Origin of the sequence: Mycobacterium europaeum, assembly GCF_002102155.1 — a bacterium.
Classification (GTDB): domain Bacteria; phylum Actinomycetota; class Actinomycetes; order Mycobacteriales; family Mycobacteriaceae; genus Mycobacterium; species Mycobacterium europaeum.
Genome location: NZ_LQOU01000002.1, coordinates 50,469 through 72,845 on the forward strand (window position 1 = coordinate 50,469; position 22,377 = coordinate 72,845).

General features: G+C 70.1%; 18 protein-coding genes and 1 pseudogene. 7 read left to right on the forward strand and 12 right to left on the reverse strand.

Features of this window, described 5'->3' with window-relative positions:
* Positions 1–96 precede the first annotated feature (96 nt).
* The 6 genes and pseudogenes from treZ to AWC03_RS00315 form a co-directional block, all read right to left on the reverse strand.
* Positions 97–1,839, reverse strand: a complete 1,743-nt coding sequence (treZ, locus tag AWC03_RS00290; RefSeq protein ID WP_085238529.1) for a malto-oligosyltrehalose trehalohydrolase — start codon at positions 1,837–1,839, stop codon at positions 97–99.
* Positions 1,832–4,132 (reverse strand): malto-oligosyltrehalose synthase, encoded by a 2,301-nt coding sequence (gene treY, locus AWC03_RS00295; RefSeq protein ID WP_085238530.1) that lies wholly within the window; start codon positions 4,130–4,132, stop codon positions 1,832–1,834. The genes treZ and treY overlap by 8 nt, the downstream gene beginning before the upstream one ends.
* Positions 4,133–4,135: 3 nt before the next feature.
* Entirely contained in the window at positions 4,136–6,334 is a 2,199-nt protein-coding gene (gene glgX, locus AWC03_RS00300; protein WP_085238531.1) for a glycogen debranching protein GlgX, read from the reverse strand.
* Between the two features lie 38 nt (positions 6,335–6,372).
* Entirely contained in the window at positions 6,373–8,529 is a 2,157-nt protein-coding gene (locus AWC03_RS00305; RefSeq protein ID WP_085238532.1) for an acyltransferase family protein, read from the reverse strand.
* A gap of 402 nt (positions 8,530–8,931) precedes the next feature.
* A pseudogene (gene ripD, locus AWC03_RS00310) lies at positions 8,932–9,588 on the reverse strand (NlpC/P60 family peptidoglycan-binding protein RipD); the annotation flags it as partial.
* Between the two features lie 330 nt (positions 9,589–9,918).
* Complete coding sequence (locus tag AWC03_RS00315; RefSeq protein WP_085238534.1) at positions 9,919–10,383, reverse strand: hypothetical protein; 465 nt, start codon at positions 10,381–10,383, stop codon at positions 9,919–9,921.
* A gap of 62 nt (positions 10,384–10,445) precedes the next feature.
* Here AWC03_RS00315 and AWC03_RS00320 point away from each other — a divergent pair, with 62 nt between their 5' ends.
* The 4 genes from AWC03_RS00320 (at position 10,446) to AWC03_RS00335 (ending at position 14,204) form a co-directional block, all read left to right on the forward strand.
* A complete protein-coding gene (locus AWC03_RS00320) occupies positions 10,446–11,756 on the forward strand; it encodes an adenosylmethionine--8-amino-7-oxononanoate transaminase (protein ID WP_085238535.1) in 1,311 nt (436 codons plus the stop codon).
* A gap of 113 nt (positions 11,757–11,869) precedes the next feature.
* Complete coding sequence (locus AWC03_RS00325) at positions 11,870–13,018, forward strand: 8-amino-7-oxononanoate synthase (protein WP_085238536.1); 1,149 nt, start codon at positions 11,870–11,872, stop codon at positions 13,016–13,018.
* Positions 13,015–13,695 (forward strand): dethiobiotin synthase, encoded by a 681-nt coding sequence (gene bioD / locus AWC03_RS00330; RefSeq protein WP_085238537.1) that lies wholly within the window; start codon positions 13,015–13,017, stop codon positions 13,693–13,695. Before AWC03_RS00325 ends, bioD begins: the two co-directional genes overlap by 4 nt.
* Positions 13,695–14,204, forward strand: coding sequence for a 2'-5' RNA ligase family protein (locus AWC03_RS00335; protein ID WP_085238538.1), 510 nt, complete (start codon positions 13,695–13,697; stop codon positions 14,202–14,204). The genes bioD and AWC03_RS00335 overlap by 1 nt, the downstream gene beginning before the upstream one ends.
* Here the strand turns inward: AWC03_RS00335 and AWC03_RS00340 are convergent.
* From AWC03_RS00340 to AWC03_RS00355, 4 genes are all read right to left on the reverse strand, one after another.
* Complete coding sequence (locus tag AWC03_RS00340) at positions 14,201–15,565, reverse strand: hypothetical protein (protein WP_085238539.1); 1,365 nt, start codon at positions 15,563–15,565, stop codon at positions 14,201–14,203. The genes AWC03_RS00335 and AWC03_RS00340 overlap by 4 nt on opposite strands.
* Positions 15,562–15,921: a hypothetical protein gene (locus tag AWC03_RS00345; protein ID WP_085238540.1), complete on the reverse strand. Its 360-nt coding sequence runs from the start codon at positions 15,919–15,921 to the stop codon at positions 15,562–15,564. Before AWC03_RS00345 ends, AWC03_RS00340 begins: the two co-directional genes overlap by 4 nt.
* Positions 15,922–15,925: 4 nt before the next feature.
* Positions 15,926–17,755 (reverse strand): hypothetical protein, encoded by a 1,830-nt coding sequence (locus AWC03_RS00350; protein ID WP_420845629.1) that lies wholly within the window; start codon positions 17,753–17,755, stop codon positions 15,926–15,928.
* 108 nt (positions 17,756–17,863) lie between these two features.
* Positions 17,864–18,055: a hypothetical protein gene (locus AWC03_RS00355; RefSeq protein ID WP_085238542.1), complete on the reverse strand. Its 192-nt coding sequence runs from the start codon at positions 18,053–18,055 to the stop codon at positions 17,864–17,866.
* Positions 18,056–18,185: 130 nt separating this feature from the next.
* Here AWC03_RS00355 and bioB point away from each other — a divergent pair, with 130 nt between their 5' ends.
* Genes bioB through AWC03_RS00370 form a run of 3 tightly spaced genes read left to right on the forward strand, consistent with a single transcriptional unit; the run spans position 18,186 to position 20,133 of the window.
* Complete coding sequence (bioB, locus tag AWC03_RS00360; protein ID WP_085238543.1) at positions 18,186–19,220, forward strand: biotin synthase BioB; 1,035 nt, start codon at positions 18,186–18,188, stop codon at positions 19,218–19,220.
* Positions 19,221–19,234: 14 nt separating this feature from the next.
* Positions 19,235–19,462 (forward strand): biotin synthase auxiliary protein BsaP, encoded by a 228-nt coding sequence (gene bsaP, locus AWC03_RS00365; protein ID WP_085238544.1) that lies wholly within the window; start codon positions 19,235–19,237, stop codon positions 19,460–19,462.
* Positions 19,463–19,470: 8 nt separating this feature from the next.
* Positions 19,471–20,133, forward strand: coding sequence for a DUF2567 domain-containing protein (locus tag AWC03_RS00370; protein WP_420845626.1), 663 nt, complete (start codon positions 19,471–19,473; stop codon positions 20,131–20,133).
* On the opposite strand, the gene AWC03_RS00375 is transcribed toward AWC03_RS00370, so the two are convergent.
* Positions 20,128–21,468: a lipase family protein gene (locus AWC03_RS00375; protein WP_085238546.1), complete on the reverse strand. Its 1,341-nt coding sequence runs from the start codon at positions 21,466–21,468 to the stop codon at positions 20,128–20,130. The two genes, AWC03_RS00370 and AWC03_RS00375, sit on opposite strands and share 6 nt — an antisense overlap.
* A gap of 183 nt (positions 21,469–21,651) precedes the next feature.
* Positions 21,652–22,371, reverse strand: coding sequence for an NUDIX hydrolase (locus AWC03_RS00380; RefSeq protein WP_085238547.1), 720 nt, complete (start codon positions 22,369–22,371; stop codon positions 21,652–21,654).
* Positions 22,372–22,377 lie beyond the last annotated feature (6 nt).

The following is a 22,377-nucleotide window of genomic DNA, read 5'->3' on the forward strand; positions in this document are numbered from 1 at the left end:
AAGCCGATACACCGGCCGAATGCGGATCGATTCATGGGCGAATCATCGACGGTTGCCCGCGCGGCTGCTCACCGTTATCCACAGGCCGGCGCGAGGCTACGTCCGCTGGTGGGCCGCCAGGATGGCGAACGAGTGGCCTTCGAGCACCGTGTGCTCGCCGTCGACCCGCGGGTCGCCCCAGGCCAGGACCACGTCACCGGTGACGGGCACCTTCGCCGCCTCGGGTCCCAGGTTGCACACGATGCGTAACCGGCCGCGTGACACGCTGATCCAGCGCTGGTCCTCGTCGTAGTCGACCGTGAGGTGGTCCAGCCACGGGTCGGCCAGGTCGGGGTCGCAGCGCCGCAAGGCGATGAGCTCGCGGTAGAGCCGGTGCACCCGTCCGTGCTCGCCCGAGTCGACCTCGTCCCAGTTGAGCTTCGAGCGCTGGAACGTCTGCGGGTCCTGCGGGTCGGGGATCTCGTCGGCATCCCAGCCGTGTTCGGCGAACTCGGCCTTGCGCCCTTCGGCGGTGGCCTTGGCCAGTTCAGGCTCGGGATGCGAGCTGAAGAACTGGAACGGGGTCGACGCCGCATACTCCTCACCCATGAAAAGCATTGCGGTGAAAGGCGTCGCGAGCGCGAGCGCGGCCTTGATCGCCAGCTGGCCGCCGGTCAGGTTCTGTGACGGCCTGTCCCCGAGGGCCCGGTTGCCGACCTGGTCATGGGTGCAGGTGTACGCGACCAGCCGGGTGCCGGGGATCCCCGACTTCTCCGCGGTGTCCAGCGGCCGGCCATGGCGGCGGTGCCGGAACGACGAATACGTGCCCGCGTGAAAGTAACCGTGGCGCAGCGTTTGTGCCAGGCTGGCCAGCGACCCGAAATCCGCGTAGTAACCCTGGCGCTCGCCGGACACCGCGGTGTGGATGGCATGGTGGATGTCGTCGGCCCATTGCGCGGTCAGGCCGTAGCCACCACGGTCACGCGGGGTGATCAGCCGCGGGTCGTTGAGATCGCTCTCGGCGATCAGCGACAGCGGGCGGCCCAGCTGCTGTGCCAGCCAATCGGTTTCGGCCGCGAGCTCCTCGAGGATGTGGATGGCGGTGGTGTCCACCAGGGCATGCACGGCGTCCAGGCGCAGCCCGTCGGCGTGGAAGTCGCGCATCCAGCGCAGCGCGCACCCGATGATGTAGCGGCGTACCTCGTCGGAGTCGGCGTCGGCGATGTTGATGCCCTCGCCCCACGGATTGCTCGCCGACGACAGGTAGGGTCCGAACTTCGGCAGGTAGTTCCCCGACGGGCCGAGGTGGTTGAACACCGCGTCGATCAGCACGCCCAGCCCCCGCGCGTGGCAGGCGTCGACGAACCGGACCAGGCCGTCGGGGCCGCCGTAGGGTTCGTGCACGCTGTACCACAGCACCCCGTCGTATCCCCAGCCATGCGTTCCGGCAAAGGAATTCACGGGCATCAGCTCGACGAAGTCGACGCCGAGGTCCACCAGGTATTCCAGCTTCTCGATCGCGGAGTCGAAGGTGCCGGCCTCGGTGAAGGTGCCCAGGTGCAGTTCGTAGATCACCGCGCCCTCGACCGCCCGGCCCTGCCAGTCGCCGTCGGTCCACGCCGCGCCGGCCGGGTCCCACAGCTGCGAGCGGGCGTGCACGCCGTCGGGCTGCCGGGGCGAGCGCGGGTCGGGCAGCACGGTCGGATCGTCGTCGAGCAGGAACCCGTACCTGGCGTCCGGCGCCGCGTCGACGGTGGTGTGCCACCAGCCGTCATCGGAACGCGTCATCGCGTGCACCCGGCCCTCGACGTCGAGCCGGACCGACTCCGGTTTGGGCGCCCAGACGCGGAATTCAGTCATGGTGGCGCTCCAGCAGCACGACGGGCAGGTCGGCGAACAACTGCGCGGCCGACGTCGCGCCTTCCGCCACGGCCCCGGTGAGGGCGTCCTTCCAGGTCCCCTCGGGCAGCGGCACCACCGTGTTGCCCCAGCCGGTTTCGGCCAGCCGCACGGTCCAGCGGGTGGCCGCGACCACCACGTCGTCGCCCCGGCGGAAGGCCAGCACGTGCTCGCTGGCGTCGCCGTCGGCCAGCACCGGCACGTAGTCGCCGTGCAGGAACGTATCCGGGTGCGCGCGACGCACCCGAAGCGCCGTCGTCACGACCCGAATCTTGGGGTGCTCCAACGCCTTGAGCGCGGCGCGGCGAGCGGCATAGTCGACGGCCCTGCGGTTGTCCGGGTCGACCAGGCTGTCGTCCCACAGCTCGGTGCCCTGGTACACGTCGGGTATGCCCGGCACGGTAAGCGCCAGCAGCTTCTGCCCCAGTGCGTCGCTGGAGGCGTGCGGGTTGAGCTGGGCGACCAGTTCGGTCAGCTGGCCCGCCACCGGGCCGTCGAACACCTGGTCCAGCCAACGGTGGACCGCGTCCTCGAACTCGGTGTCCGGATCGTTCCACGAGGTACGCCAGGCGGCTTCCCGGATGGCCTTCTCCGCGTAGGCGTGCAGCCGCTCGCGCAGCTCGGCGCTGACCTCGCCGCTGACGGGCCACACGCCGAAGATGTTCTGCCACAGGAACTGTCCGGTCGCCGGATCCGGTGAGGGCGCGGCGACCTCCCAGCGGGCGACGAACTCGGCCCACAGCGACGGGACCTGCGACAGCACCCCGATGCGGGCCCGCACGTCCTCGCCGCGTTTAGTGTCGTGGGTGGTCAGCGTCGTCATCGTCTGCGGCCACAGCCGGGCGCGGGCGGCGGCGCTGTGATGGAACTCCGCGGCGCCGACACCGAACCGGTGCGGTTCGCCGCCCACCTCGTTGAGCGACACCAGCCGGGCGTCGCGGTAGAAGTAGCAGTCCTCGCTTGCCTTGGCGGTGACCGCGCCGCACAGCTGCTGCAGCCGGGTCGCCGGCTCGCCGCCGCGGGCCAGCGCCGCGGCGAGCACCTGCAGCGCGGGCCCCAATTCCGGTGACTGCGCCTGCGTTGCGGCCAGCGCCGTCGGCATGATCGCCGACAGCCCCGGGTAATCGCAGCGGTAGACGCCGATATGAGTGAGCAGCGCGGCCACCGCCTCGGGCAACCGCGGGTGATCGGCGCCGGCCGCGGCCACGACGGCCCGGCGCAACCGGCGCAGTTCACTGGCGAGTGTGTCGGTGGCCGCGCGGATCTTGAGCTCCGCCAACATCTCGGGCGTCGCGCCGTAGTCGAGGCCCGCCGACTGCACGAGCTCGGTGAGCGCGGGCGCGCCGCTGGGGTCGACGAACACGCCGCCGACCTCGCGCAGCACGTCGTAGCCGGTGGTGCCGCCGATGGGCAGAGTGGGTTCGAGGGCTTCGTCGACCGCGAGGATCTTCTCGATCACGATCCAGGTTTGCGGGCCGACGGATTCGCGCAGCCACGCCAAGTAGCCGCACGGGTCGGACAGCCCGTCGGGGTGGTCGATGCGCACTCCGTCGACGAGTCCCTCGGCGGCCCAGCGGGCGACCTCGGCGTGGGTCGCGTCGAACACCGCGCGGTCTTCCTGGCGCAGCCCGGCCAGGGAGGTGATCGAGAAGAAACGCCGGTAGCCGCACACGCCGTTGCGCCACCCCACCAGCCGGTAGTGCTGGCGGTCGTGCACCTCGGGTCCGGTGCCCTCGGCGGTGCCGGGCGCGATGGGCAGGGCCAGGTCGCCCAGCCGCAGCAACTCACCGTCGACGTGCAAGTCGGCGGCGTCGTCGTCGGAACCGAGAATGGGCAGCACGATGCGGCCGTCCTCGTCGAGGTCCCAGTCGATGTCGAAATACGTTGCGTAGTCCGAGGACCGGCCGTGTGTCAACACGTCCCACCACCACGCGTTCTGCTGGGGCTGGTCGATCCCCACGTGGTTGGGGACGATGTCGACGATCAGGCCGATGCCACGCTCCCGCGCAGCCGCCGACAGCCGCGCCAGCCCGTCGCGGCCGCCGAGCTCGGCGGAGACGGTCGTCGGGTCGGTGACGTCGTAGCCGTGGTTGGACCCGGTGGCCGCGGTCATGATCGGGGACAGGTAGATGTGCGACACCCCGAGTTCGTGCAAATAGTCCAGCAGGTTTTCCGCGTCGGCGAAGGTGAACGCGTACCCGCTGGCCTCACCCCGCAGCTGCAGCCGGTAGGTCGACAGTATGGGAAAAACCATGCGTCACATGGTCTTACGTAATACCAGAAGCGAACGTGAACCCACCACGATCTGCTGCCCGGCGTTCATCACCTGATCGGCATCGTCCTTGACGCCCACCGGGTCGTTGGTGTCCAGTTCCACGGTCCACTCCTGCGCATATTCGTTGTTCGGCAGCACGAACTCCACCGGGTCTTCACCGGCGTTGAAGCACAACAGGAATGAGTCGTCGACCACCCGTTCACCGCGTGCATTGGGTGCGGTGATGGCCTCGCCGTTGAGGAACACCGCCACACACTTGTGAATGCTTTCGCCCCAGTCCTCGTGCGTCATCTCGCGGCTACTCGGATTCATCCAGGCGATGTCGCGCACTTCGTCGCCGCTGCGGAGCGGCTCACCCTCGAAGAACCGGCGCCGCCGGAACACCGGGTGGTTCTTGCGCAGCGAGCTCACCTTGCGCGCGAACGCCAGCAGGTCCGAATTCTTGTCCACCAATGACCAATCCATCCAAGACAATTCGGAGTCCTGGCAGTACACGTTGTTGTTGCCGTTCTGGGTGCGGCCCAGCTCGTCGCCGTGCGCGATCATCGGCGTGCCCTGACTGAGCATCAGGGTCGCCCAGAAGTTGCGCATCTGGCGACGGCGCAGCGCCAGGATCTCCGGGTCGTCGGTCGGCCCCTCGACGCCGCAGTTCCACGAACGGTTGTGGCTTTCGCCGTCCCGGTTGTCTTCGCCGTTGGCCAGGTTGTGCTTTTCGTTGTAGGAGACCAGGTCGTTGAGCGTGAACCCGTCGTGGGCGATGACGAAGTTGATGCTGGCGCTCGGGCGCCGGCCGGTCGCCTCATACAGGTCCGACGACCCGGTCAGCCGGGAAGCGAACTCGCCCAGGGTTGCGGGCTCGCCCCGCCAGTAGTCGCGCACAGTATCGCGATACTTCCCATTCCACTCCGTCCACAAACCCGGGAAATTTCCGACCTGGTAGCCGCCCTCGCCGACGTCCCACGGCTCGGCGATCAATTTGACCTGGCTGACGATCGGATCCTGCTGCACCAGATCGAAGAACGCGCTCAATCGATCGACGTCGTGCAGCTCGCGCGCGAGCGTGGCGGCCAGATCGAAGCGGAACCCGTCGACGTGCATCTCGGTGACCCAGTAGCGCAGCGAGTCCATGATCAACTGCAGGACGTGCGGGTGGCGGGCGTTGAGGCTGTTGCCCGTGCCGGTGTAGTCCTTGTACAGGCGCAGGTCCTCGTCGACGAGCCGGTAGTAGGCGGCGTTGTCGATGCCGCGAAAGTTGATCGTCGGGCCGAGGTGATTGCCCTCGGCGGTGTGGTTGTACACCACGTCGAGGATGACCTCGATGCCAGCTTCGTGGAGGGCGCGCACCATGGACTTGAACTCGGCGACGCTGGCGTTGCGGTTGGCCGCGTACTGATTGTGCGGTGCGAAGAACCCGAAAGTGTTGTAGCCCCAATAGTTTCGCAGTCCGAGATCCAGCAGCCGCGAGTCGTGCATGAACTGGTGCACCGGCATCAGCTCCAGCGCGGTGACGTTCAGCGACTTGAGGTAATCGATGATGACCGGGTGGGCCAGGCCGGCATAGGTGCCGCGCAGCTCGGCGGGGATGCCCGGGTGGGTCTGGGTCATGCCCTTCACGTGTGCCTCGTAGATCACCGTTTCGTGATACGGAGTGAGCGGCGAACGGTCCGAGCCCCAGTCGAAGAAGGGATTGCTCACCACGCTGGTCATGGTGTGCCCCAGCGAGTCGACCATCGGGGGAGTCCCGGGGTCGGCGTCATCCCCGTTGGGGTGGACCGCCTTCATGTCGTAGGAGAACAACGCCTGGCCGAAGGTGAAATCGCCGTGGAAGGCCTTGCCATACGGGTCCAGCAGCAGCTTGCTCGGGTCGCAGCGGTGGCCGGTGGTCGGATCGAAGGGCCCGTACACCCGGAAGCCGTAGCGCTGACCCGGAGTGATGTTCGGCAGATACGCATGCCAGACAAAGCCGTCCACTTCGTCGAGCGGGATCCGTGACTCCGCCCCGGCGTCGTCGATCAGACACAACTCGACCCTCTCGGCGATCTCGGAGAACAACGAGAAGTTGGTTCCCGCCCCGTCATAGGACGCGCCGAGCGGATAGGGGTTCCCCGGCCACACGGTGGCCAGTTTCGGCTGCTGGTTACCAGATACGCCTGCTTCTGAAGCGTGATAGTCGGTCGGCACCTCTCGACCTTAGTCGCGGTCGTGGGTGCCGGGCGCGTTCACCACCAACCGGTGTTGGCGGCGATCTGGCGGCCCAATTCGCCCGCCATGGTCCGCACGTACGTGGGGGTCAGGTGATGGGCGCCGTGGTAGATCAGCACGTTGCCCTCGACCGGGCGGCACACGTCGGCGCGGCAGATGGCGTCGGACATGTCGAGCACCTTCAGCAGCGGGAACTGCGCGACGAAGTCGAGGGTCTGGTTGCGGTCGGACAACATGTCGGAGCGCTTGACCGAGCACGTTTGGGGGGTGCCGCCCTTCTTGGCCAGGCAATCCGCCGGATCGAACGGCTGGCCGTTCTTCACCAACCACGGGGTGTCCCGCATGCCCAGGATCGGAATGTTGTTGTCGGAGAACTGCTGCCAGATTCCGATGTACGTCGCCGGCATCACGTCACCGGGCTTGATGTTCCACGGCCGGGTGGTCGTGGTGAACACGTAGTCGGGGCGATCGGCGATCACCTTGGCCATCGTCTGTTCCACCCACTCCCGGCACTGCGGGTAGGCGAGGTTGTTGCCCATGATCAACGGGACTTCCTCGGTGGACAGCGGGCAACCCATCTTGAGATAGGTCGTCACCTTGAAGTGGTGCATCTGGCCGAGCAGGCTCAGCGCGGGCAGCCAGTGCTCGGCGTGGGAACCGCCCGCCAGCGCGATCGTGCGGTCGGCGGTCGGGTCGCCGTAGGTGCATACCACCACCGCGGGGTTGACGAAGTCGCTGATGCAGCCGTCGCGGGTGGAGGCCGGCAGGTCGTCCTTGACCTCCAGGACGCTGGGCCGCATCGGCAGTGCGGGCACCCGCACATGCTCGGTCAGGGCGCGGGACCCCGGGTAGTCCTGCGGGTTGAGCACGCTGAGCTCCTTGCCCGCGGCCCGCAGGACGGTGACGTGCTGACGCCACGTGAACGACGTCGCCGTCAGCGTCACGCCCAGCAGCACGATCGCGGTTCCCAGCGCCATCGTGGGCCTGGGCAGGCGCGCCAGCCAGCCGGGTACCGGGGCCGGTGCCTTCCCGGTGGTGCGGTAGCGCAGCGGATCCTCGACGAGCCGGGTGGTCAGGTATGCCAGCAGCCCCGAGACCAGCAGCACCGCCGAGCCTTCGACGAAGCCGGCGTGCCGGTGCCCGGTGAACGACAGCCAGAAGATCAGCAGCGGCCAGTGCCACAGATAGAGCGAATACGCCATCCCACCCAGCGCGACCAGCGGCCCGGCCGCCAGTAGCCGATTGGGCAGCGGCGGCCGCTCCTTGGCGGCGGGATCGCCCTGGAGCCCGGCCCCCGCCAGGATCATCAGCATGGTGGCCCCGACGGGCACCAGGGCCCACGGGCCGGGGAATTCCTTCACGCCGTTGATCAGGGCCCCGCAGGACACGATCGCGGCGAGCGCCACCGTGGCCAACAGCGTGCGCAGCCACATCGGCCAGCGGATCGACGGCACCAGCGCACCGACCAGCGCGCCGAGCAACAGCTCCCAGCCGCGCGCGAAGCTGTTGTAGTAGGCGGCCGCCTGGTCGCCCTGATGCGCCACGACCGCGTAGACGAACGACGCCACCGTCAGCGCCGTCAGCAGCACCAGGAACAGGGTGCGCAGGCGGGCGCCCAGTAGGCGGCGGAACAGATACGCGCACCCGGCGATCAACAGCAGGAAGGCGACGTAGAACTGGCCCTGCACCGACATGGACCAGATGTGCTGCAGGGGACTGACGGCTTCGCCCGCGCGCAGGTAGTCCGACGCGGTGTTGGCCAGCTCCCAGTTCTGGTAGTAGCCGAGGCTGGCGAGGCTCTGGTCGGCGAAGGTCTCCCAGCGAGTTTCCGGCTGCACCATGATGGTCAGCACGGCGCACCCGGCCAGCACCACGACGAGGGCGGGCACCAGGCGGCGCACGAGCCGGATCACCTCGGCCACCGGCGACAGCGTGACGGCCGGGTTCAGCGCCGCGCGGATGATCTTGCCGCCGAAGAAGAATCCGGACAGCGCCAGGAACACGTCGACGCCGCCGGAGACCCGGCCGAACCAGACGTGGAACACGGCGACGAGCGCGATCGCGATGCCGCGCAGGCCGTCGAGGTCGTACCGGTAGAACCCCGCCTTAGGCGCTCCGGAAGTGACCGGTTTCGCGGTCGCGACCGGTCGGGGCAGCAGGGACAGGGTCGGCATGATCGACCGCTAATTTACCGAAAACCGCCGCCCGCTCCCGGTCAGGAGCAGGCGGCGGTGTGGGCAGGCCCCGCAAGGCGCCGCGGTTTACCGGGCGGTGCCGGCCGCCGGGGGCAGGAACGGAGATTGCTGGGGCGGCACCAGCTGCACCGGGGCCTGTTGCGGCGACGCTTGCTGCGTCGGCAGTTGCTGCAGCGGGGCCTGCTGCAGTGGAGCCTGCTGGACCGGTGCCTGCTGCACCGGACGTTGCTGCAGCGGTGCCTGCTGAACCGGACGTTGCTGCAGCGGCGCCTGAGGCAGCGGGGCCTGAGCGGACTGCTGCTGCAGCGGCGCCTGCTGGACCGGTGCCTGCGGGGTGGGCACCTGCTGCGCCGGGGCCTGCTGGGTGGGCAGTTGCTGGACCGGGGGCTGCTGCAGCGGAGCCTGCTGCGCGGGCGCTTGCTGGGTGGGCAGCTGCTGCAGCGGCGGCTGTTGCAGCGGGGCCTGCTGGGTGGGCACCTGCTGGGTGGGCGCCTGCTGGGTGGGCACCTGCTGCGGCAGCGGCTGGACCGGCGCCGACTGGACGCCCAGCACGCGGACCAGGTAGGGAGCCATGCCGTTGGCGCGCACCGGCGAGACCTGGACGACGTCGCCCACCTCGAGCATCTGGTTGTTGCCCAGGTACATCGCGACGCTCTGCGTGCCTTCGGGGCCGTAGAAGATCAGATCGCCCTTGCGCGCCTGCTGCGGCAGCACCTTCTGGCCGACCTTGTACATCGCCCCCGACGAGCGCGGCAGCTTGATGCCGGCGCCGGCGTAGGCGTACTGCATCAGGCCCGAGGCGTCGAATCCGACGGTGTTGATGCCCGTCCCGGTGCCACGGGTGGGGCCGTTGATGCCACCACCGGCCCAGGAGAACGGCACGCCGCGCTGCGACAGTCCGCGCGCGATCACCACGTCGGTGGCCTGCTGGTAGTCCATCGACCGGGCGCCGGGTTCGGCGGACGCGACCACGGGGGCGGCGGCCGCCGGGACCGCCAGGATCGCCAGACCGATCGCGAAGGCGTAGATGCGTTTCATGTCCTTGGCCTCTCAGGGCTCACTGGCCTCAGCGCGGTGACTTCACGCGTCCGCCGCCGTTGCATGACCTGGGCGGCGGCCTCCACGTTGGGGCCGACGCCGCTGCATGACCTCTGCGGATGTGAACAGCGGGCGGGCCCCCTGTTTTCACACCAGTCACTGCAACCACTCTGACAACAACGATTGTTAGCCGCCAGGTCCCGGCGGGATTTTTTGTCGTACCGTGACCGGAAGGTGACTGGGCCGTCGAATCCCCTATGCGCCGTTGTGATTTGGGTCTCAGTCCGACGCCAGGGGCGCCCGGTCGCCGAATCGGCGGCGGCGGTCCGCCTACACCCAATAACGTTCGCTGAACATCGTCAGCAGGGAGCCGGCGACCGAGCTCACCATGATCAGGGTGAGGGCCAGCACCGGCCAGAAGGACATGTACCAGCCCTTGAGCATGGAAACCAGGGGGCCCACCACGGCGGCGGCGATCGCCGCCCCGCATCCGCCCCACACCAGCGGGCGGATGTAGTAGTCGATCCCGAAGGGCACCGGCCCGCATGTCTCGTCGGCGCACACGTGGTCGAGGAAGCCGAACAGGCGGTTCGGCCACGTCGTCGCGGTGGCCAGCACGATGAGCAGCGCCAGCAACGCGACCGTGCAGGTCACGTCCCATGCGGCCAGCCGCAGCCGGATGACCCGTGGCGCTTCGTCGTCGTAGTCGACCAGGGGCGAATTGGTGTCCTTGGTCGGATACGGGGTCGGATAGGGGCCGGTGGCGGGGTGACCGGGCGGGTGCGGCGTAGCCATCGGGTCCCATGCTCCCCGATGGGCGCAGTTTGTGCGACTCGGCTGCTTTACCCTCGATCACTATGCCTGCGGCCAGGGTCGGGTTGACGCCCGAGCAGATCAGCGCGATCGACGCTGCGCACGTGTGGCACCCGTACAGCACCATCGGCCGCGAAGCCGTCGCGCCGGTGGTGGCCGTCGCCGCCCGGGGCGCCTGGCTGACCCTGATCCGTGACGGCGAGCCGATCGAGGCGCTGGATGCGATGAGCTCCTGGTGGACGGCCATCCACGGGCACGGCCACCCGGCGCTGGACGCGGCGCTGACGAAGCAGCTGGGCGTGATGAACCATGTCATGTTCGGCGGGCTCACGCACGAACCGGCCGCGCGGCTGGCCCAGTTGCTGGTCGAGATCACCCCGCCGGGGCTGGACACCGTCTTCTTCAGCGATTCGGGATCGGTGTCGGTCGAGGTTGCGGTCAAGATGGCGCTGCAGTACTGGCGCGGCCGCGACCGGCCCGGCAAGCACCGGCTGATGACGTGGCGGGGTGGCTACCACGGCGACACCTTCACGCCGATGAGCGTCTGCGACCCCGAGGGCGGCATGCACTCGCTGTGGACCGACATCCTGGCCCGCCAGGTGTTCGCCCCGCAGGTGCCGCGCGACTACGACCCCGCCTACAGCGCGGCGTTCGAGGAGCAACTGGCGCGGCATGCCGGCGAACTGGCGGCCGTCATCGTCGAACCCGTGGTGCAGGGCGCCGGCGGGATGCGCTTCCACGACCCCCGCTACCTGCGCGACCTGCGCGAGCTGTGCAGGCGGCACGACGTGCTGCTGATCTTCGACGAGATCGCCACCGGCTTCGGCCGCACCGGCGAGCTCTTCGCGGCCGACCACGCCGGCGTGAGCCCGGACATCATGTGCGTGGGCAAGGCGTTGACCGGCGGGTACGTCACTCTGGCGGCGACGCTGTGCAGCGCCGACATCGCCCACACCATCAGCACCGGCGCGGCCGGCGCGCTGATGCACGGCCCGACCTTCATGGCCAACCCGCTGGCCTGCGCGGTCTCGGTGGCCAGCGTCGAGCTGCTGCTCGACCAGGACTGGCGCGCGCGGGTCGCCGGGATAGCCGCCGCGCTGGCGGCCGGACTCGAACCCGCCCGCGCGCTGCGCGGCGTGGCCGACGTGCGGGTGTGCGGCGCGATCGGCGTCATCGAGTGCGCCGGCCCGGTCGACCTGGCCATCGCCACCCCGGCCGCGCTGGACCGCGGCGTCTGGCTGCGCCCGTTCCGCAACCTCGTCTACGCGATGCCGCCCTATGTCTGCACGGACGCCGAGATCGCCCAGATCACCTCCGCGATGGTCGAGGTCGCCCGGCTCGTCCACCAGCAGTGACGACCCGCAGCGCCCGGCTTCGCCGCGCTCGCGGTCGCGCCTCGTCCACCAGCAGTGACGACCCGCAGCGCCCGGCTTCGCCGCGCTCGCGGTCGCCACTAGGCTGATCCCCGATGAAGGCACCGATCGAGACGTCACCGCTGGCCTGGCTGGAGGCCGTGGAGCGGCAGCGCCGCGAGGCCGGGCTGCGCCGCTCGCTGCGGCCACGGCCCGCGGTCGCCACGGAGCTCGACCTGGCCTCCAACGACTACCTCGGGCTGTCACAGCACCCCGACGTGATCGAGGGCGGCGTCGCGGCGCTGCGCATGTGGGGCGCCGGGGCCACCGGCTCCCGCCTGGTCACCGGCGACACCGAGCTGCACCAGCAATTCGAGGCCGAACTGGCCGACTACGTCGGCGCGTCGGCGGCCCTGCTGTTCTCCTCCGGCTACGCCGCCAACCTGGGCGCGGTCGTCGGCCTCTCCGGCCGGGGTGCGCTGCTGGTGTCCGACGCCTTGTCGCACGCCTCCCTCGTCGACGCCTGCCGGCTGTCGCGGGCGCGCGTAACGGTCACACCGCACCGCGACGTCGACGCGGTGGAGGCGGCGCTTGCCTCCCGCGCGGAGGAACGCGCCGTCGTCATCACCGAGTCGGTGTTCAGCGCCGACGGCGCGCTGGCGCCGCTGCGGGAGCTGCACGAGGTGTGCCGCCGCCACCGCGCGCTGCTGATCGTCGACGAGGCCCACGGCCTGGGCGTGCGCGGCGACGGGCGCGGGCTGCTGCACGAGCTCGGGCTGGCCGGCGCCCCGGACGTGGTGATGACCACGACCCTGTCCAAGGCGCTGGGCAGCCAGGGCGGCGTGGTGCTCGCTCCGGCGGCGGTGCGCGCGCACCTGATCGACGCGGCGCGGACGTTCATCTTCGACACCGGCCTGGCCCCGGCGGCGGTGGGCGCCGCCCGGGCCGCGCTCGGCGTGCTGCGGGCCGAACCGTGGCGACCCGCCGCGGTGTTGCGGCACGCCCGCACCCTGGCCGAGGCGTGCGACGTCCCCGGGGTCGCCCAGTCGGCGGTGGTGTCGGTGATCCTGGGCGACCCGGAGGTGGCCCTGGCCGCGGCGGCCGCCTGCCTGGACGCCGGCGTGAAGGTGGGCTGCTTCCGGCCCCCGACCGTGCCCGCCGGGACCTCCCGGCTGCGGCTGACCGCGCGCGCGTCGCTGGACGCGGCCGAACTCGACCTCGCCCGGCGGGTGCTCACCGACGTGCTCGCTGCGACCCGGCCTTGACCGTCCTGGTCGTCACCGGCACGGGCACCGGCGTCGGCAAGACGATCGTCACCGCGGCGCTGGCCTGTCATGCGCGCCAGGCCGGCATGGACGTGGCGGTGTGCAAGCCGGTCCAGACCGGCACCGACGCCGGGGACGACGACCTCGCCGAGGTCACCCGGCTGTCCGGAGTGACGGCGGTCGCCGGGCTGGCCCGCTATCCGCAACCCCTGGCCCCGGCCGCAGCGGCCGAGCAGGCCGGCACGGCGCTGCCCACCGGCGAACGGCTACTGCGGCTGATCGCCGGCCTGGACCGCCCTGGCCGGCTGACGCTCGTCGAGGGGGCGGGCGGGCTGCTGGTCGAACTCGCCGACGCCGGCGTCACCCTGCGCGACCTGGCGGTCGAGCTGGGGGCCGCCGCGCTGATCGCGGTCACCGCGGAACTGGGCACCCTGAACCACACCGCGCTCACTCTGGAAGCGCTTGCCACCCATCGCGTTTCGTGTGCCGGCCTGGTGATCGGCAGCTGGCCGGCGCACCCCGGGCCGGTGGAGAACTCGAACCGCGCGGCCCTGGACCGGCTCGCGCCGGTGCGGGCGGCACTGCCCGCCGGGGCGGGATCGATGGACGCCGCCGCGTTCGCGGCCATGAGCGCGGCGGCGTTCGACCGCGACTGGGTCACCGCGCTGGTCCACTGATGGTCCATTCCGTCGAGCTGCTCTTCGACGACGAGACCGAGGCGACGATCCGCGGGCTCTGGGAGGCGCTGGCCGGCGCCGGGATCCCGAGCCAGGCGCCCGCCGGGCGGCCGCACGTCACGCTCGCGGTGGCCGACCGCATCGCCGGGGCGGCCGACGAAGCGCTGCGGCCGCTGACCCGCCGGCTGCCGCTGGGCTGCGCCGTCGGTGCATCCCTGCTCCTCGGGCGGTCCAACGCGATCCTGGCCCGGCTCGTCGTGCCCACGGTCGAGCTGCTGGCATTCCACGCGGAGGTGCACCGGCTGTGCGGCGAACACCTGGCCCCCGCGCCGGCCCCGACCAGCCTGCCGGGCCAGTGGACGCCACACGTCACGCTGGCGCGCCGCGTCGGGGGACCGGCGCTGGGCCGGGCGCTGCGCATCGCGGGGCGCCCGCCGCTGATCGAGGGCAGCTTCGCCGGCCTGCGGCACTGGAACGGCGAGCAGAAGTACGACTACCTGATCCGCTAGCCGCCGAACAGCAGATACAGGCCGGTGAAGGTGTAGCCGACCATGACCAGCATCATCGTCAGCTGGCCGGTGAGCTGGTGGCCGCCCGGCAGCAGCCGCAGCGCCTTGTCGTGCGCGGCGATCACCGCGACGATGTGGCCGGTCACCACGCAGGCCACCTTGATTCCGGCCAGCACCGGCGGGTGCGTGGACAACACGTAGGCCACCTGCTGGTGCGCCAGCCCCAGCAAATTCCAGCCACGGCCGAACGGGTCGGCCAGCGCGAACACGGCCTGCTGCCCGCGCTCGACGAGGTAGGTCAGGTAGTGGGCGAAGATGTAGCCCACCACGATGGGGATCAGCGAATGCGCCATCTGGCCGGGCAGGGCTCGGCGTTGCCCGGAGTCCACGCCGCCCGTCGCACGCGCAGCAAGCGAAAAGGTCACCGCCACAACGGAAATGAAGGCCACCAGCCCGACGGTCCGCAGCAGCGACGACGATAGCGTCGGCGTCAGGCCGACGCCGGGGGAGAGCCGGTCGGCGAAGCCGCGCCACGTCGGCGACGACGAGAAGCTGTCGAACGCCGTCGACCCGAGCAGCACCGCGAGCAGCACGACCACGCCGGGCCGGACGGGCAGCGACGGCAAATGATCGAGCGGGTTGCCGACGACGATCCTCCCGCCCTGCGGGTCGCGGCGAAACGGCGAGAGGCGGGACACCGCCATGCTGTACGCCCCGAACGGGTCGGCGCGCGCCAACCAGCGCTCGCCGCACAGCCAGGCGCCCACCAGCATGGCCCCCGCATAGATGCCCAGCCACGCCCGCACCCCAGGCAGCGACGCCGGGTCGGGGCTGGCCAGCTCCATCCAGACGAACGCGAACAGGCCGAGCGCGGCCGGGCGGTAACCCCACCGCTCGGGATAGGACCACCGGGCCCGGTGCAGGCGCTCGGGCGTGCCGCGCCGCAGCAGCAAGTACACCGTCCGCATCGGTGAGAGGACCCGCCAGACCGGCCCGAACAGCAGCGACAGCGCCACCAGGCCGACCCACAGCAGCACGTAGAACACCCCCAGCAGGGCATTGGTCTCCGATCGCGGGCCCCACACCCCGGCCGCCACCACCCACACCGCGAACATCAGCGCCAACCCGGCAGCCGTCCAGCGGGTCGCCGGAGCGTCGACCACGGCGGTCACCACCGCCGGCAGCGGGCGGCCCGGCTTGAGCGGGTCGAACCGGGGCCGCCGCCAGGCGAACGCGACCAGTGCGAAGGTGAACGTCAGCGCCCACGCCGCGCCGACCATCGCGTACAGGTAGGGCACCGGCAGGTCGCCGGATCCGCCCAGACCGTGCGCGAGCACCACCGTCGCGCCACCGGCGCTCACGGGTGGACTTGGATGGTCGCGATCGTGCGGTTCAGGTGGTGCAGTTCGACCTCGACGTCGCCGGGCACGTCGACGCTGAACTGGAACGTCTGGTTGGGCGCGGCGGCCACCGGGAACTTGTGGTCGGGCGTCGAGTGCACGTGCAACTCGTCGGCGACGTCGCTGGTGACGTGCAGGGTGATCGGCTGCTTCACCCTGGCCTGCAGGTCGGCGTTGGTGGGGGTCACCTGGCCGTGGGCGATCGTGACGTTGATATCCAGCGCGTCCGGCGGCGGCTGGCTCGGTGTTTTACCGCCGCAGGCGACCAGGGCGCACACCAGCGCCGCCACCCACGCCGGGGCGATGCGACTCGTCATCGGCTCACGCCGCTCTCGGCACCGGCCGCTTGTCCTCGACCGGTTCCGGCTCGGTGACGGCGTTGTTGAGGCGACCGGCGCCCCAGGTCAGCCCGGCGATCACCATCAGCGTCAGGAACAACACCACGATCGAGCCCGCGGTGAACAGCCAGGCCGGCGCGCTCTGGTCCCGTTCGCGCTGCAGGATCGTGACCTCCTGCACGAACGGCCGGTTGAACGACGCCAGGGCCGGAACCTCGGGCGCCGGGATCGCGTCGTCGGCCGGCTCCCAGATCGGTACGGCGGTCATCGTGTAACCGTCTTGCACGCGCAGCAGCGTCTTCCATGAACCCCACACCGGCACCGGCTGCGTCGAGCGGTAATGCCCGGGGCCGACCTGCTGCAGCCGGTCGATCGCCAGGCCGCGGTCGTTCTCCATCCGGCCCTGCCAGGACAGGATGGTCAGCCATTCGGGGTGTTGGCTCACCATGTCGGCCGGCGTGATCCGCACGTCGGCCGACACCATGCGCTGTCCGGGCGGGCTTGGCAGGTCGGTCAACGTGACGGTGGCGTTGTCCTGACGCGGCACGACGATATGCAGCCCGTTGGCCACCGCGCCGCCGATCACCAACACCGTGGCCGCCACCACCGCCATCCCCGTGGCGCGGCCCGGCAGGCGCCGGCCGGTGAGCACCATGCCGAACAGCGCGCCGCACGTCCCCGTCAAGATCGCGACGGGCACGGCCATCGCCAGCGCCTCACCCCACATGCTCATCGGCCACGGGTAGTGGTACACCGTGCCGATCCAGAGCGACTCCAGCCACAGCCCCACGGTGCCCACGGCCAGGCCGGAGACCGCGCCAAAGGCGATGGGCCGCTTGAACAACGGGGTGAGCGCGACCAACTCCACCATCAGCGCCGGGCCGAGGTAGAGCGGGAACCAGTTGATCGGTGCCCCCAGGACCGGCCCGACCAACAACGCGACCGCCCCGCGCAGGGCGATGGCGAAGACGGCGGCGATGACGGCCGCGCCGCGACCCATCGTGATCCGGGCGGCCACCGCGGCCAGCGCGGCCGCCGCGGCGATCATCATCGGCTGCAGCACCAGGCGGAATTGCTCGACGCCGAAGTCGTATTCGATCTGGTAGACCGACAGACCGATGAACATGCCGCCGAAGGACAGGTAGCGCAGGAACTTGATGAAGGCGCCGTGGTAGACGTCCGCGCCTTCGTGGGCCTCACCCTCACGCTCCAGCATCAACACCGCGAACAGCGAAAACCCGGCTCCGCCGATCATCATCAAATGTGTTGGGCCCCAAAGTGTCACGTCTTGGCCGAAGATGCGGTGCCAGATGTCGTCGAGCGGGAACCCGATCATCGCGTACATCCCGCAACCGGCCATCAGCACCCCGCCGACCGGGGCGTACCAGTTGCGGGTGATGCGGACCGCGGCCGGGCCGGGCTTGTCGAACGGCAGCACGATCGCCGTCATGCCGCCCAGGAAGATCCCGAACAGCCCGATGATGATGAAGTAGTGCGCCGGGTTGGCCAGTGGGCCGGGGTCGCGGCCGTTTCCGATGTGCCAGCTGACGTCCCAGATGAACCCGAACAGGGCGCAGATGATCGAGGTGGTGAAGATCAGGACCGGAAACGCGACCCAATTGGGGCGGTGGAACTTCTCGCCCATCTTGTCGGCGAACCGGGTCAGCCACTGAATGCGATGGTTGCGGTGCGCGTAGCCGAGCCACAGCAGCGCCGCCGCGATCACCAGCGCCGCGACCGACAGCCCGATCACCTGATTCAGCCCCGCGCCCCGCGCCGGTGGCTCCGCGAGCAGCATCAGCCCCGTCGACATCATCGTTGTGCCCTCCCAAACTCGCGCCGGGTCCGACGATCGCTAACTTACTCTTTAGTAAGTTAGCGGGCCGGTATCTGTTCGCGGGATGCCCCACCGGGCGTGTCGTCAATCACGCTTCTCGTCGGCGGCGCCGCGTGCGGCTTCCGAGCCGTCCGGCGATCCGTCGTCGCCACCGGCGCGGCGGTCCCTCAAGGCGACATACAGGATCACGGCCACCACAATCACCGCCGGCAGGAAGGCCGGAATCGCCAGCAGGAGCATGTGGTGGGCGACGTATGCGGTGTGCGGATCGGTCATGGTGGTGAGATACCCCGGCGGGCGCCGTCTGCTGCGGCCGTTACCCTACTTTGAACACTTTTATTCGCGCTGCCACCAGGTGGCAGGGGTGGCCGCATGCTCGGCCAACAAAGATGCAGGGGAGTAACTGGTGACTCAAGCGGCCACTCGACCGGCGACCGGCGCCCACGACGCAGACATCCTGGCGGTCGCGCGCGAGCAGGTGCTCGAACGCGGTGAGGGGCTGAGCCGGGAGCAGGTGCTGCAGGTGCTGCAGCTCCCCGACGACCGGCTCGACGACCTGCTGGCGCTGGCCCACGAGGTGCGCATGCGCTGGTGCGGCCCGGAGGTCGAGGTCGAGGGCATCATCAGCCTGAAGACCGGCGGTTGCCCGGAGGACTGCCATTTCTGCTCACAGTCGGGGCTGTTCGCCTCCCCGGTGCGCAGCGCGCGGCTGGACATTCCCAGCCTGGTCGAGGCCGCCAAGCAAACCGCCAAGTCCGGTGCCACCGAGTTCTGCATCGTGGCCGCCGTGCGTGGTCCCGACGAGCGGCTGATGGCCCAGGTCGCCGCCGGCATCGAGGCGATCCGCGACGAGGTCGAGATCAACATCGCCTGCTCGCTGGGCATGCTGACCGCCGAGCAGGTCGAGCAGCTCTCGGCGATGGGCGTGCACCGGTACAACCACAACCTGGAGACAGCCCGCTCGTTCTTCACCAACGTCGTGACCACCCACACCTGGGAAGAGCGCTGGCAGACCTTGTCGATGGTGCGCGACGCCGGGATGGAGGTGTGCTGCGGCGGCATCCTGGGCATGGGCGAGACGCTCGAGCAGCGGGCGGAGTTCGCCGCCGAACTGGCCGAGCTGGGACCCGACGAGGTGCCGTTGAACTTCCTCAACCCGCGGCCCGGCACGCCGTTCGGCGACCTCGAGGTGCTGCCGGTGGCCGAGGCGCTGAAGTCGGTGGCCGCTTTCCGCCTGGCGTTGCCGCGCGCGATGCTGCGGTTCGCCGGGGGCCGCGAGATCACCCTGGGCGACCTGGGCGCCAAGAAGGGCATGCTGGGCGGCATCAACGCGGTGATCGTGGGGAACTACCTGACCACGCTCGGCCGCCCGGCCGAAGCCGACCTGGAACTGCTCGACGACCTGCAGATGCCCATCAAGGCGCTCAACGCCACCCTGTAAGAAACGTGGCGACTGTGGTTGGTGATCTGGGTGCTCCGGTCAGCGCGGGCGTCTACAACGTCTACACCGGGGAATTGGGGGGCACCGCAATGCCGACGGCGGCGCAGCTGGGCCTGGAACCGCCCCGGTTCTGCGCGGAATGCGGCCGCCGGATGGTGGTGCAGGTTCGCCCCGACGGCTGGCGGGCGCGGTGCTCGCGGCACGGTCAGGTCGACTCCGTCGACCTGGAGGCCCAACGGTGACCCAGCCCGTGGCAGATCCGGAAGGTCCACGACGTCCGCCGCCCGCAACCGTCCCGTCCACGTCGGGGATCCGTGCCATCGCGGTCGCCGCGCTGGGCTCCCTGCTGATCGGTGTGCTGATCGGCGGGCTGTGGGCGTGGATCGCGCCGCCGATCCACGCCGTGGTGGCGCTCACCCGCGCGGGTGAACGGGTGCACGACTATCTGGGCACCGAGTCGGAGCATTTCTTCGACGCGCCGTGCCTGATGCTGGGCCTGCTGACCGTGCTCGCCGTGGTGGCGACGGTGCTGGCGTGGCAGTGGCGCGCGCGCCGCGGACCGGGGATGGTCGTCGTGCTCTCGACGGGCATGGTGACTGCCGCCGCGGCCGCGACGGCGATCGGGGCGGTGTTGGCGCGGATCCGTTACGGCGCACTGAACTTCGACGCGGTGCCGCTGTCCAAAGCCCCGTCGGTGGCGTATGTCATCCAGGCGCCCCCGGTGTTCTTCGCGGACCATCCGCTGCCGGTGGCGCTGACGCTGCTGTGGCCCGCCGCTATCGCCGCGCTGCTCTATGCCGTGCTTGCGGCCGCCGACTCCCGCGACGACCTGGGGGCTTACCCGCCGGGCGGCCGACCTGCCGACGCGCTGCCGGTGGCAGCGGGCGGTGCACCGGACGCGCCCGTGTCATAGCGGCCGGCGGTGAATCCTGCGGCCGAAGATGACCTTGGCGGCGATCTTGGTCAGCCGGGCCATCCCGACGTACGTCATCGGGTGGAACATCGTCGGCCAGGTGGTCCGGATCAGGTGCTCGGTCACCGGCCGGCGGTCGAACCGGTCGGTGAGCCAGCGCAGCGTCATCGGCGCCGACAGCGGGTGTAGCAGCATGTGCTCGTTGAACGCGTCGCGGTGGTAGGTGACCTGGGCGCCGCCGGCCGAATAGGCGTCGGCGAGCACGTCGATGTCCTCGACGTCGATGAGGTAGTCGTGGACCGCCTGCACGATCAGCACCGGCGGCGTCGGGACGGCCGCCCCCAGCTTGATGTTCTCGAAGACGTGGGTGACCTCGGGCGTCGAGAGGATGCTCTCGAGCGGCTCGTCGAGGTAGTCACCCATGTTCTTGCCGGCCATCCGGATGACCGCCTCCACGGTGGTCATCTTCTCGAGCGATTCGAGCAGGGCGCGCCCCTCCTCGTTGCTGTGCTCTTTGATCACCCGGTCCAGCTCGGGGTAGATGTGGGCGAGCGCGGCCACCACCAGGGCGGGCAGGCCCGACAGGAAGCTGCCGTTGAGCCGTCGGAAGGTGTTGCCCAGGTCCCCGACGGGTGATCCCAGCACGGCCCCGACGATGTCGAGCTCGGGCGCGTAGTCGGCGCATACTTCCGCAGCCCAGGCACTGGCCAGGCCGCCGCCGGAATAGCCCCACAGGCCGATCGGGGCCAGTGGGGACATTCCGAGGCGTTCCGAACCCAGGGCGGCCCGGATTCCGTCCAGCACGCGATAGCCGGGCTCATACGGCGCGCCCCACAGGCCCTGCAGGCCTTCGTGGTCGGGCACCGAGACGGCCCAGCCCTCGGCGACGGCGGCGGCGATCAGGAAGTATTCGAACTGGCCGATGGAGCCCAGGGCCTTCGCCCGGCGCCGCAGCGCGTAGGACGGGAAGCAGCGCGACGACACGGCGTCGATCGCGCACTGGTAGGACAGCAGCGGGCAGGGCCGTTCCGGGGCGAGCTCAGCGGGGACGATCACCGTCGTCACGCTCGCCTCGGGCTCGCCGTTCATGTCCATCGTCCGGTAGAGCAACTGGACGGCCTTGACCGGCTGGGGAATCAACCCCAGAAACGCCAGCTCGACATCGCGCGAGCGCAGCACCGTCCCGGGCTCGGCGTGCTGGAACCCCAGTGGCGGCTGGTAGAACGGGTCGTCCGACGGCAGCAGCGGGCGTACTTTGCGCTGCAGTTCCTCGTGCGGTGGCCGGGCGATCCACTCCGCCCCGCGTGTGCCTGCCAGATTGCCGAGCTCAGCCATTGAGGCTCCCTTCTAGGCCACCCGGCATTCTCGCCCATGAACGGCAGGTAACCAAAACACAATCGCCGCATGGTGGGCGACTTCTCGCCGGGGACGGCGGGTCAGACGCGTCACAGTTGCCGATTCATCCGTGTCCCCGGACGGCGCTTTCCGCAAACTTGCCGGGGCGAGCGGCGCGGGAGGTCAAACCTGGCCGGGCTGGCCGGGAGGCCTCAGCGCGGCGAATTCGTCGGTGACCCGCAGCCGGGAGTCGGTGAAGTGGTAGAGGGCCGCCGGCCGGCCCCCGCTGCGACCGGATTGCGCAATGGTGCCCGTCTGGCTGATCACGCCGCGGCGGACCAGCACCCGCTGCAGGTTCGTCGCGTCTACCTGATATCCCAGCGCGGCGCCGTAGATGTCGCGCAACGTAGAGAGCGCGAATTCCTTTGGCGCCAAGGCAAATCCGAGGTTGGTGTAGGACAACTTGGCGACCAGGCGGGCGTGGGCGTGGGTCACCATCGGACCGTGGTCGAAGGCCATCTCCGGCAGGCAGCTCACCGGGTGCCACCGGGTGTCCGGCGGCAGCTCGGGGGTGGCGGGGGAGGGCACCAGGCCGAGGAACGTCGAGGCGATCACCCGGGCGCCCGGCACCCGGTTCGGCTCGGAGAACACCGCCAGCTGCTCGAGGTGCGCCAGCTCCTTGAGGTCCACCTTCTCGGCCAGCTGTCGGCGGACCGAGCTGATCATGTCCTCGTCGTTGCGCAGCCGTCCGCCCGGCAGCGACCAGGCGCCGCGCTGCGGATCTTTGGCGCGCTGCCATAACAGCACGTTAAGCTGCGGTTTCTGTATTCGCGGGCCGCCCGTTACCTGGCGAACCTGAAACACCACCGCAAGCACCTCGTGTTCGGTGCTAGTATGGGCCATGTTTTC